This window comes from Gemmatimonadota bacterium (assembly GCA_040882465.1).
Lineage (GTDB): Bacteria > Gemmatimonadota > Gemmatimonadetes > Longimicrobiales > Gaopeijiaceae > JBBEBG01.
Genome location: JBBEBG010000038.1, coordinates 46,081 through 57,479, shown reverse-complemented (window position 1 = coordinate 57,479; position 11,399 = coordinate 46,081). Strand labels below are relative to the sequence as shown.

Here is an 11,399-nt window from a genome sequence, read left to right as displayed (position 1 = left end):
CTGGCGATCGAGAGCCCTGCCGACCGAGATGGTCGGCAGGGCTCTTCGTCGTTTCGGAGATCCTTGGTCTCCTCCACAGTCGTTGCTGATGGCGGACCTCCGGGCGAACGCGAGGGCCGCGACTCGAGTCACGGTCTCGATCGCATTTCCGGAGGAGCTTGCGTGCGCGCGGGGTGAGCATACAATGGCCGGCGGCTCGACACCGAGTCATCCGCGCGGGCGGCGTTCGAACACCGAGAACTCGTCTCCCTTCCCGGCTTCACTCGAGGGTGACGTTCGAGGACCATCCGACATTGACGCATTGGGGACGCGGGGTCGCGCGCTCGATCGGCTTCATCTGCTTGGCCATGGTCGGGATGAGCTGCGGCCCCGATACGATGTTGGTGGCCGTAGACGAGGGAGATGAGCCGCCGCCGCCCTATCGACCTCCGACGGTTCTGCCGACGATCGGCACGATCTTGATCACTCACGAACCCGACACGACTTCGGTCCTAGCGGTCGGGTCCACGCTCCAGATGTTCGCGACCGCCCTGGACGGAGAAGGAAACTTCGTCTCAACGCCCGGACTCGCCTGGCGAAGCTTGACGCCATTCGTGGCGACCGTGAGCTCGACCGGCCTGCTCACGGCGGCCTCCGTCGGAACGGCGCCGATCGTTGTGGTGACCGGCTGCTGCGGTGCGGATACCGTGTTCGTGGCCGTGGAGCTCCGACCCCCACCTCCCCCTTGGGTCCAGATCACCCCGAACGGCGGGACGATTCCGGAGATCGGCGTGGCGCTCGAATTGACGGCGACCGCGAGGGTCACCGAAGAACAGGTCGTCGTGGATCCCGGGCTCTCGTGGACGAGTTTCGCGCCGCATATCGCGACCGTGGACGGGAACGGGCGGGTGACGGGGAAGTCGGCGGGCACCGCCCTCATCGCGGTCGCCGCGGAGTGCTGTGGGACGGATACGGTTGCGGTGACCGTACGCCAGACCCTCCTCCCTCCCTCTCCCTACTTTCCGCCTCCGGCAGACGGTTCGGTCTGGTTCGAGGAGACGTGGGCGGGGTACTCGTCCCTCCCCCAGTACGGTTCCGCGCCGGGGATCCATTGGGCCCAGAACTCGACGATCGAGACCGGGACCCTCTTCGATGGATCCACGGGCCGATTCGTCCGGTCGAGGTACCCGGGGAACGGTGGAGATGGGACCGCAGGCGTGGCCGTCTCACCTACTCTCGCCACCACGGACCGACCCCGTGAAATCTGGGGCGAAGTCTACTTCCGAGTTCCGTCGGACTGGAGCATCAAGTCAGACGACAAAACGCTTTTCGTCATGGAGGACTGGAGAAACGTCCCAGGGTCCTTCTACGGGGGCGGCGAAGGAGAGGTCTGGAGGTGGGCGATTTATCTGAGGAATAACTCGGGTTACGGTGGGCCTTACTTCCAGCTCGTCGGGTTCGAAAATCAGTCGAACCTCACGTCACAGATGTTCACGGGCCAGTGGGTCCGGCTCCGCTATCACTTCAAGATGGCGTCGAACATGACGGCCACAGACGGGATTTACGAGGTCTGGGTCGGCGACCGAAAGGTGACGTCCCGAGTCGGGATTCGTACCGATTCGCATGAGGCCGCGTTCTTCCGGGTGCATGCGCTCGGGGTCAATGCCGATCCAAATGGCTCCGCGGAGCGCGATTGGGGCCGACTGCGGATTTACGCCTCGACCCCGGGGTGGTAGGCCGATGGGCGGCCACAGTCGGGTCGGGGAAAGAAAAGGTGGGTCCCGCCGGAGCTCCTGCCATCCGACCGTCGATTTCGAGATCGGCGAGTTTGAACCCTGCGCGCCGCTCCTGATCGAGAAATACGCCGCCCGCGCAGCCGCCGTCTAGCAGGAGGCCCGAAGCACCATCCCGAGCACCTGCGTGGCCTCCCGGCGCAGAGGCACCTCCGTGTTTTCGTAGGCGCGGAAGTAGCCCGCCGACCAATCGCCGTCCGCCCGGAAGTACCCGTAGCCGTAGATGGCCGCCTGATCCCCTGGCGACACCGGCGGATGCTCGAATTGGTGCGTGCAGTCTCCGCCCCGGAAAATCTCGAAGCGCCTTCCCTGCCAATCCTATTGGAACGGGTCAGGCCCAACCTCGGTGCTCCCGCAGACGACGCACTGCGCTGCGGGGGCCAATGGTTCAACGGTCATTTCGCCTCCCGTTGGATGAGCTTCCGGGGTCCTTCGTTTCGGCTCCCCTGATCCTTCAGTAGCCCCCGCTTCGTCGGTAACGTGCCCCTTGCGTGGATTGCGATCGTGGCGCGACCGCGGTCCCATGGAGCTGAGAGGTCGGCCCAGGTCATGCCACACGGGTTGGAGTAATTCCACACAGGGACGGCGACGCACCACCGCCGTCCTTCCGTTCGCCCAGACACTATCCCATCTCTGTGCGCGCATCCCACCAGTTGCATCGAGCGATAAGAGAAGACAACTTGACCATGGCCAATGGCCGCTATGGTCACTTCCCCCTCTTGGGACCACGGACGGACGGTGCCTAATCTCGAGGCTCATGCCGAGCGGGCCTGCGTCGATTTTCCTCCGGCAACGTATTTCCACTACATCCCGTGAGTGAGGACCGCCTCGCCGGAAATCCTGCGTCCAACGAGCCCCAGCGACTGTTTTGGCTCGGACTTCTTTCGTGCATTTTCGTCGTGCTTGCGGTGGACCACTTTCCGTATGCCGATGCAGTCAATCATCTCGCTCGGTATCGCCTCATTGCGGATTATCTCGCCGGGCATTCGACGATCCCGATGGAGTTTCGGTTTCTGCCGACTGGTTACATCGCCGGCGATCTTTTGGGCGTGGGCCTCCTGCACCTTTTTCCCGCCGGGTTCGCCGCGCGACTTCTGGCTTTGCTCGCGCTACTGATCCCCAGCATCGGTGTGTACGTGCTCGCGGGTTCGCTGTTAGAAGAAAATCGAGACGTCGTCGGGGTTCTCCCGGTCCTTTCGCTGAATTGGTACCTATTCTACGGCTTCTTCAATTACCTGATAGGTCTCGGATTCGCATACTTTTTTCTCGCTTGGTGGTGGAAACTGCGGGACGTGAACCGGCCATCGACACTGGCGGTCACCGCTGTCGGCATCGTGGTCATAGGCCTGTGGCATCTTGCGGCGGTCGCTATCGCGCTGACGGTGATCTGGACACATGCCATCTGGTCGACCTGGAACAAGGGTCGTAACCGGTCCGGTGCGCCCTGGACATCCATGCTGCCCATCTGGGTCATCCCCTTGACGGCCGCCATGGCCGGTTTCTCTTTCGCCATCGTCAGCCGGATGCTCGTGGAGGGAAGCGGGTCGCCGGTCGCCGAAAGCCCCGAAATGATGTTCCGCACCCCATTCGAAAAGGCCATGCAGTTCCTTTCACCGATCTACGTGTTCTCGCTGGCTCAGGCCTTGCTCATGGTCGGGACCCTAAGCTTCGCGTTCGTCGCTTGCTGGATCGAAGGCCGACGATCCTCTCGAAGGGGCCCCTTGTTCCTGCTTACGGGGGCAATGCTGCTCTTCTTTTTTCTCGTGTTTCCCGTCGAGATGGGTGGGGTGTACGACGTCGACGTACGTTTCCTGTTGCCCGGGTACGTCTTTCTCCTCTTTTGGGCAGCACCACGAACGCGTGTAAGCTCATGGGTCCTCCGGCTTGTCACTTTGGGAGTTGTTGTACATTCGGCCGTCACATATACGCACATGCGCACGATTGATGAGTCCTTGGGTGACCTTGCCGAGGTCATCGACGCGCTCCCCAATGGCGTGAACGTGGTTGCCCTCGTGGCGACGGAGTCCCGGGGGCGCGTGGACCCTGAGCGACACTTCATCTTTTGGCACACAATTCAGCACGGCGGCCTTGCCAACACGATGTTCACGGCAGAACACGGCGGCCATTTGGCCCACTTTATGGTGAGCAACCTGCCCTACGACGTTCCACTTGTGTGGATTCCGGGCGTGAACGACCCTGATTGGCACCGGGTCGCCGAGGACTACCAATATGCCGTCACGATTGGAGCCCGGCTTTCCGCCGGGACGCAGGCGCAGATCGGCGCCGAGGAAATTCTTTCGCGGGGTCAATCGACTCTGTACCTGATCGCCGACCCGCCCTTACCACGCTAGGCTGGAACTCGCCGGGGAGGTGTCGGCCACGGGTGCCGAGGGTCCTTTCCACGGACGTTGAAGCCATGCAGGACGACGACTTCCAAGCCCACTCTCGCCTCGACACCAGTCACTGGTGGTTCGTCGCACGGCTCGAAATCGTGCGAATGCTACTTCACCAAGTGCTTCCTCCGTCGAGGGACCTGAAGATCGTGGACATTGGATGCGGCACGGGCGGGGCCGTTGCGGGCCTTGCAGGGGACTACGCCGTGAGCGGCATCGACCCATCCGCGACCGCTATCGGTTTTGCGCGGGCGAGATTTCCCGAGCTGGACCTTCGATGCGGTGAGCCGTGTGAAATTCTTCTCGGGTCGAAGGAGCGGGTCAATGCCGTTCTCATCATGGATGTTCTCGAGCACGTAAAGAACGACGCAGCGCTCTTGGCGTGCGCTGTGGAGGCCCTGGCACCGGGTGGCTATGTGGTCCTCACGGTGCCCGCGGACATGCGACTCTGGAGCAGTCACGACGAACGTTTCGGTCACTTTCGACGCTACGACATGCGGACGCTACAATCGCTCTGGGAAGCCCTGCCGATTCGACTCCGTATGCTGTCCTACTTCAACACCCGACTCTATCCAGCCATCCGGACCTTTCGCGCCGCAAAGCGATTGCTGGGCATTTCTGGAGAAGCGTCGGATCTCGCGGCGACTGGTCCGTGGTTGAATCGGGTGCTCCTGTCGGTGTTTCGAGGTGAATCACAGAGGCTGGTCCGGGCACTCGAAAACCCTGCGGCGGCTTACCGTTTTGGAGTGAGCTTGATCGCCGTCTTAGAAAAGGCCGGAAATGGCAGTGTTGGTCAGCGTGCCTCAGACGCGGTAGCGGTGGCGGATCGAGAGCAGGTCGAAAAAGGCCCGGATCATCGAGCGCGCCGTGAGCTTGGAACCTGAAACGTCTTTCCACGCCTCGAGGGGAAATTCTATCACGACCTGAGAGGCCGGCTCTGCACCGATACGGGCTGCAAGTCGGGCCAGGATCTCGACATCGAAGATCCATCTCGATCGAAACGGGTCGTCGAGGGCTGCGGTCACGTCTGGCGTCGCGCGAAATATCTTCGCACCGCACTGGGTGTCATATACACGCATCGAGAGGACCATCGAGGCGACCGTCGCGAAGACTCGGCCGAGGTAGTGCCGTAGTGTGCCGCGCTCGATGCTCCTGCCCAACATTTGAACCCGCGATCCGATCACCGCGATGGCCGTAGGTCGCCGCTGAAATTCCATCATGAAGGATGGGATCTCATCCAAAGGGGTCGCCAAATCGGCGTCCCAATAGCCGGCGTGCGTGGCACCTCCGCCGAAAGCCTCTCTGAGGCCCTGCCGCACGGCCTCCGCTTTCCCAACGTTTTCTGAGAGCGACATCATGCGCATGCGCTGTGGCGCGCGATCCATCAGTTGGCCCAGAATCGCCGCAGTGCCGTCCCTGCTGCCATCGTCGACGAAGAGAAACCCGACGCCCGGGACCCGCGCGGCGAACTCCAGGAAGCGCGGGACGGGGAGGCGGGACGCTTCGTTGAAACAGGGAACGACAATGACCGTTCGCACGTCGTCGGCCCATCGGTGGGACGAATCGTCGGTGTTCATGGAATGGGAGATGGTTCGAGGGCCGGCGCTCCCGAGACCCCGGAGCGGCGCGTGCCTGGTGCAAGTGAGCGGTGCACGGTACCTGCCCGGAGTGGGAATGGACGAATCAAGGATGTTCGCGCGCCCGAATGCGGGAGTGGGCCCTAAAGGTCCAAGCGGGGGGGACGTGGCGATGCCCTCACCAGAAGCCACCTCCGTCGGAGCGGGAGATGGGTCTACGCTCTCCCCGGGCGGGCGAGGGGTGGGAGCGACTCCGCGTCAAAGCCTCGCCGTCCAACGGGACGAGAGTGACCGGAAATCCGCCGGCTCATCCGCCCACCGAATCCATTGCTCAAGGTCGCCGAGGCCGCCGGACTGCCCGCGGCGAGCCACTGGGCCGCCGTGATCTCGAGTCCGGCGATCAGCGCGAAGAGTGAGAAAAGCATCGCAATGTAGCCCATCGAGAGGAAGAATCCCCCGACACAGAAGGCCATCAGGGAGAGCATGAGGCAGTCCGCGCAAAGCGTGAGCTCGGCGGCCTGAGACGATCCGCGAACGCGGGCGCAGGTGCGACGGAGTCGGAAGAGCGCCAGAAACGCGGTCAAGAACATCCCCAGGTACAGAATGATTCCCGGGTAACCGGTTTCCGTGGCGACTTCGACAAAGGAATTGTGCGAGACGCGTGCGCCGGCAGGGAGGCCGCGCTGCGCTTGGGGCGAGAGGGTAGCCTCGGCCACCGGAAAGTTCAGGGTGCCCACTCCCGTGATCGGTCGGTCGGCCAGATAACCCATGCCTCGCTTCCAGATCTCGACTCGCCCTTCCTGATCCGCGTAATTGTAGTCCTCCGTCGGGCTAAAGAGTGTGGACAGGCGGTCCTGGACGGATGCGGGGAGGAAGAAGAATCCCACCACGAGCGCGATAGCCGGAACAAGACGTACCCACCACTTGATCCCGCGGACCCGCACCCAGAGCACGAGGAGGAGGAGACCGAGGGTGAGGAATCCGCCCCGTGACTGCGTCATCAGGATGCTCACCGCCATCATGCCGGCGATGATCCAGAGCACGGCCTTGATCTTCGTGTCCTTCTCCGAGAACGCGAAGTAGAGCGTCATCGGAAGGACCATGTTGAGGAGAAGAGCAAGGTCGTTCACGTCGTACATCGAGACCGGGGTTCCCCAGAGAGGAAATCCGCCCTTCACGTAAAAGTAGGTGAGTGTCGCGGCACCAAGCACATGCACCGCCATGAGCCCGCGGACCGCTCTGAACGACACGAGGCAGGTCAGCGTGAAGAGGGCCATCGTGAGAGACTTCGAATGGGTGTTGAGCCAGGCATCCCATGCACGGTCCGGATCGATGGCGGCCGGCGACGTGGCGGCCACCCAGAGCATCCAGACCACCAGCATCCAGACATACGGAAGCTTGAGGGCGCGTCCAAGTTGGGACATGCGCGGTTCGAAGACGAGATAGCCCCACGAGGCAACAGTGGCGATCGCCGCCAGCCGGAAAGGCTGGAGGATCGCCGCCATATCGTGATATCGCCAGATGTACGTCAGGACCAGCGCCGCGAGCACACCGTTTCGCAGCGTCGCAAGCCTTCTGAGTTCGGCGATGAGGGAAAATCGCCCGGCAGTGGCGGGATTCGCTCGCCGGCGGGCGCGCATGGTCCCCCCGGCCCAGGGGAAGGTGGCGGTGCTGCGTGCGGTCGGAAGGGATCGCATCCTAGAACGCTTCCGGAATCTGGGAGCCCGCAACGGTCACTTTCTCCCGGACGGCCCGGACGACGCGAACGTAGTCTTCGGCCGGGATCTCGAAGAAGCGCTCGGCGAACCGACACTCCCCGGCGCCGAAGTGCAGGGAGTGAAACATGTTGAGCCCCGTGATCCCGTGCACGTAGTCCTTCCCCGACATTTGGGACGCGTGGAGCCCGAGGAGGCGCCGCTTTTCCTCCTGCGTCTCGTCAATGTTAACGATAACATTCGGCACCGTGAGCCCCCAAACCTCGTAACCCATGACCCGTGGCCGGAGCGTGGTCTCAGCCAACGCCTCCGCCAACGCGAAGTTGGTACGCTGATGATGCAAGTTGTAGTCCAGGAAAAAGGGGACGAAGACGACGTCGGCCCGCGTCCGCTCGATTTCCTCCCGGAGATCTGCGGCGGCCGCCCTCTCTTCCTCTCCCGAGAGGTGCAAATAACGAAGGAAACGGGGTGGTGCAATCCCCAACTCTCGAGCAACGGCAGTGGCTTCCCCCTCTCTCAGCGCGACTTGCTCCGCCCGAGTTCTCCCGTCCTCGGCGTGCTCGTCCCCCCCGTCCTGGGTGAAAACCACCGCGAGCGCACTCCCGGCGCGCCGCTGGAGGATCATCGCTCCCCCGCACCCGATCATCTCGTCGTCCTGATGCGGGGCCACCACAAGCATGGAGCGGCCGAACGGCGCGCGGATCGGGACGGGGCGAATCACCGCAGGGAGGACGTTCGTAGCGCAGAGGATCGCAGCGACCCGGGCATCGAGGCTCTCGAGGGAGCGCTGGAGGAAGAGCTTGTAGTTCGTGCGCCCGTAAAGGAGTGGGACGAACTCCCGGTACAGGCGCCTCAGCGTGTTTCGGATCATCGCCACCCCGCGGTGAGATTCATGGGTCCGAGGACGAGTTTGGGTTCGGGGGACGCTACGTCAGTGGAGCGCGGACCCTCCGTCCGCGGGATCCTGAGGGGCGACGCGGCGGATGATCTCAAGGTAGTGTCGCACGTAAGCGTCAGTCGTGAACGACTCGAGCGCACGCTTCCGTGCGGCGGCCCCCATGCGGGCGCGCTCGCCCGGGGAAAGGCCCATGAAACGCCGGAGCGCTCGCACCAGGTCGTTGACGTCGCCTGAGCGGAAGAGAAGGCCATCCTCCCCATCTTCCACGACGTGGGGGATCCCGCCGGCCGTGCTTCCGATCCGGGCCCGGCCGAGAAAGGCTGCTTCCAGGAGCACTCGCCCCATCCCCTCTGAACGGGAGGGAAGGACGAGTGCGCTCGAACCCTCGATCAGTTCGCGCAAGATGGGCGGTTCCGAAGGCCCTCGAAACTCGACCCGGTCCCGGGGAAAGTCCGCGCCGCGCGCCGATTCCTCGATTCGCCATCCCACGACGAGGAGCCGCCACCCCGGAAATTCGGGAGCGACGCGCGCGAAGGCTTCGAGGAGGAGATCCACACCCTTCAGAAGATAGGGGTGCCCGACGAAGATGAGGCGGTCCTCCGGCGCGCGTCCGGTAGGCTCGAAGGCCGCGGTGTGGATCAATTCGTGGAAGGAGGCGCGAGGGGGGCGGTCCGCCGGGACCATGAAGCCCATCAGCTGGCCGGGGTAGAGGAGCTTGATGAAGTCTGCCCTCCGAAGCATCCATGAACCCACCCGGAGCATCCACTTGCGCTTCCTCTCGGCCTTTCGCTGGTCCTCGAGGTCGATGAGAGTATTCGGATCGCCGAAGACGCCGTTCACTTCGCAAATGAAGGCCGCGCCGGTGAGCCACTTGAGGAGAAGGCCGATGACCCCGCTCTGGAACGGATCGTAGGTGATCACGACGAGCCGCTTCCCTTCCAGCCAACGGAGCCGGAGGCCATGCCCCACGACGCGCGCCGTGTAAAGGATACGGCGGACCGGTTCGGGGAGAAACCGGCTCCCCCAGGCGTACAAACGAATCTTGAAGCGCCCCACCTGATAGTGCGCCTGCTGGCCCGAACGGGTCGCAATCTCTCCGTCGAGGACCGGCGCGAAGGCGCGAGCGAAGAAGAGGAGGTGGTTCTCGACATTGTGGACGGGTCCCAGTCGAACGATGACGAGGTAGGGCTCTTGACCGGAGGCCATCGTCACACCTTTCCGCCAGCCGCGCCGGCGACGAGGATGTGAATCTTCCCGTCGCGTACATCCCACACTTCGTCCGCGAGCTCCCGGAGCGCCGGCTGGTGCGAGATCGAGAGGATGCTGAGCTTCCCCTTCAGACGCGCGATGGCGCGGCAGACTTCCTGCTCGGACACGGTGTCAAGCGCCGTTGTGGGTTCGTCCAGGATCAGAAGGCTCGGGCGCGTGACGAGCGCGCGCGCAATCGCTAGTCTCTGGCGCTGGCCTCCGGAGAGCGTAGTCCCCTCCTCGCCGATCCGGTGGTTCAATCCCCCGTCGAGCGCCATCACGAAGTCCCATGCGCTGGCGGCGCGAAGTGCCGCCTCGACCTCGTTGTCACCGAATGCCGGGTTGCCGAGGGTGACGTTCGCACGCACGGTATCGCTGAAGAGCATCGGTTCCTGCGGAACGTAGCCGATCTGTCGGCGCCACCCGCGAACGCCAGCTTCCGCCAGGCTCACTCCATCGACGAGAATGCGACCGCCGGCCGGTCGGAGGAGCCCGGTGAGGAGGTCGGTCAGCGTCGTTTTTCCCGACCCTGAGGGACCGACGACGGCCACGAACCGGCCCGCGCGGAGCGTCGCGTTCGCACCCTTGAGCACGGCCGTGTCACCAAAAGAAAACGAGAGGTCCTCCACCCGTAGCTCCTCCTCGAAGCGCGGCGGAGGCTTCCCGTCCTCGGCCCAGGTCTCGCGGGCCGTCTCTGCCGCCTCGATGTGTTCCATGAGGGAGCGGAAGGAGCTATCCCCGATGAGTACAGAAACCCACCGCTGCTGCATGTTCGTGATGCTCGTCACCGTCCGGTAAAAAAGCCCGGCAAGGATCATGATGGACGTCGCGGCCAACGTCGTGAAGGTGAGCACAAACCAAAGCCCGAATGCGAGTGCCGCCATGAGGAGGGGCTCGCGTGCCTTCTTTAGGAGCTCGGTCGAAGCGATCTCCTTTCGTTGGGCGATGAAAAAGGCCTCGGTCTCCTCCTCGAGCCGGGGAAGGAGATACCCCTCCATCCCCATCGCCTTGAGCGGCTTGAGGCTGGGAAGCGCATCGGTGAGTCGCGCGAGAATCGACCGGAGAATCTGCACCTGGTCGTGGCCCGCGCGTCGGCTCGCCATGACCCTTCCCTGGAGGATGAGGAGGATCACGGCCCCCGCCCCAATCGCGGCGACACCCGTCTCCCACGACATCAGAAAGACGATCGCGAGGTAGACGATGACCTGCGTTCCCTCGGCCACGACCTGCGCGAACTCCTGATAAGCCATTCCGGTTCGGCCCACCTCGTTGCTCACGGCGTTCGAGATGAAGCCGGACGGGTAACGGAGGACGTGCCTCCACTCTGCGCTCGAGATCGCGCGCAGGAGCCGGATCCGCAGCTCCATGGCGACGCGCGCCACGACGGTCCCCACCGTCAGGACGGCGAGGTAGAAGACCACACCCTTGAGGGTGAACATGACCACGAGGAGGGTGAGAAGAAGCCCGGTCGAGGGCTCGAGTCCCACGGTCCGCAGGCCTTGCTCGATGGCGAGGCTGAGTCCGCTCTCCGTCCCCGCGTCGGCGGACACCATCGACTCGAGGACCGGGAGTGCCGCGACGATGCCGAAGCCCTCCAGGACGCCGGCAAGGGCGAGCAGGACCACCATGAGCGTGACCCTCGCCCGGTCGTGGCGTGCAATGTACTGCACCAGTCCGTTCCGACTCTCCATCAGCGCTCCTTGCCTCGCGTCCCCGCAATTCCCCCGGCGCGCCCGAGTCCAAGGTACCGCGGCACCGCCTCGGGATCGCGGGGTGTAACAGCACGACCCGGGCCA

General features: G+C 63.8%; 9 protein-coding genes. 3 read left to right on the top strand and 6 right to left on the bottom strand.

Annotation, left to right across the window (positions count from 1 at the left end; genetic code table 11):
• Nucleotides 1-293 precede the first annotated feature (293 nt).
• Nucleotides 294-1,715: an Ig-like domain-containing protein gene (locus WEG36_14810; protein ID MEX1258883.1), complete on the top strand. Its 1,422-nt coding sequence runs from the start codon at nt 294-296 to the stop codon at nt 1,713-1,715.
• Nucleotides 1,716-1,862: 147 nt separating this feature from the next.
• On the opposite strand, the gene WEG36_14805 is transcribed toward WEG36_14810, so the two are convergent.
• On the bottom strand, nt 1,863-2,021 hold the full coding sequence (locus WEG36_14805) for a hypothetical protein (GenBank protein MEX1258882.1): 159 nt from the start codon (nt 2,019-2,021) through the stop codon (nt 1,863-1,865).
• 659 nt (nt 2,022-2,680) lie between these two features.
• On the opposite strand from WEG36_14805, the gene WEG36_14800 reads away from it, so the two are divergent.
• Together WEG36_14800 and WEG36_14795 are read left to right on the top strand one after the other, a co-directional pair.
• Nucleotides 2,681-4,123, top strand: a complete 1,443-nt coding sequence (locus WEG36_14800; GenBank protein MEX1258881.1) for a hypothetical protein — start codon at nt 2,681-2,683, stop codon at nt 4,121-4,123.
• Between the two features lie 32 nt (nt 4,124-4,155).
• Nucleotides 4,156-5,049, top strand: a complete 894-nt coding sequence (locus WEG36_14795) for a class I SAM-dependent methyltransferase (GenBank protein ID MEX1258880.1) — start codon at nt 4,156-4,158, stop codon at nt 5,047-5,049.
• Here WEG36_14795 and WEG36_14790 read toward each other — a convergent pair.
• The 5 genes from WEG36_14790 to WEG36_14770 all read right to left on the bottom strand — a co-directional run bounded on the left by WEG36_14790 (nt 4,969) and on the right by WEG36_14770 (nt 11,294).
• A complete protein-coding gene (locus WEG36_14790) occupies nt 4,969-5,742 on the bottom strand; it encodes a glycosyltransferase (GenBank protein ID MEX1258879.1) in 774 nt (257 codons plus the stop codon). The two genes, WEG36_14795 and WEG36_14790, sit on opposite strands and share 81 nt — an antisense overlap.
• Before the next feature lie 215 nt (nt 5,743-5,957).
• Complete coding sequence (locus WEG36_14785) at nt 5,958-7,439, bottom strand: O-antigen ligase family protein (GenBank protein MEX1258878.1); 1,482 nt, start codon at nt 7,437-7,439, stop codon at nt 5,958-5,960.
• 1 nt (nt 7,440) lies between these two features.
• Complete coding sequence (locus tag WEG36_14780; GenBank protein MEX1258877.1) at nt 7,441-8,328, bottom strand: PIG-L deacetylase family protein; 888 nt, start codon at nt 8,326-8,328, stop codon at nt 7,441-7,443.
• Between the two features lie 60 nt (nt 8,329-8,388).
• A complete protein-coding gene (locus WEG36_14775; GenBank protein ID MEX1258876.1) occupies nt 8,389-9,561 on the bottom strand; it encodes a glycosyltransferase family 4 protein in 1,173 nt (390 codons plus the stop codon).
• Nucleotides 9,562-9,563: 2 nt separating this feature from the next.
• A complete protein-coding gene (locus WEG36_14770; protein ID MEX1258875.1) occupies nt 9,564-11,294 on the bottom strand; it encodes an ABC transporter ATP-binding protein in 1,731 nt (576 codons plus the stop codon).
• Nucleotides 11,295-11,399: the final 105 nt, after the last annotated feature.

Coding starts and splice junctions, on each gene's coding strand:
- WEG36_14790 (MEX1258879.1), bottom strand. CDS start 5,742: ATGAACACCGACGATTCGTCCCACCGATGGGCCGACGACGTGCGAACG.
- WEG36_14785 (MEX1258878.1), bottom strand. CDS start 7,439: ATGCGATCCCTTCCGACCGCACGCAGCACCGCCACCTTCCCCTGGGCC.
- WEG36_14780 (MEX1258877.1), bottom strand. CDS start 8,328: ATGATCCGAAACACGCTGAGGCGCCTGTACCGGGAGTTCGTCCCACTC.
- WEG36_14775 (MEX1258876.1), bottom strand. CDS start 9,561: ATGGCCTCCGGTCAAGAGCCCTACCTCGTCATCGTTCGACTGGGACCC.
- WEG36_14770 (MEX1258875.1), bottom strand. CDS start 11,294: ATGGAGAGTCGGAACGGACTGGTGCAGTACATTGCACGCCACGACCGG.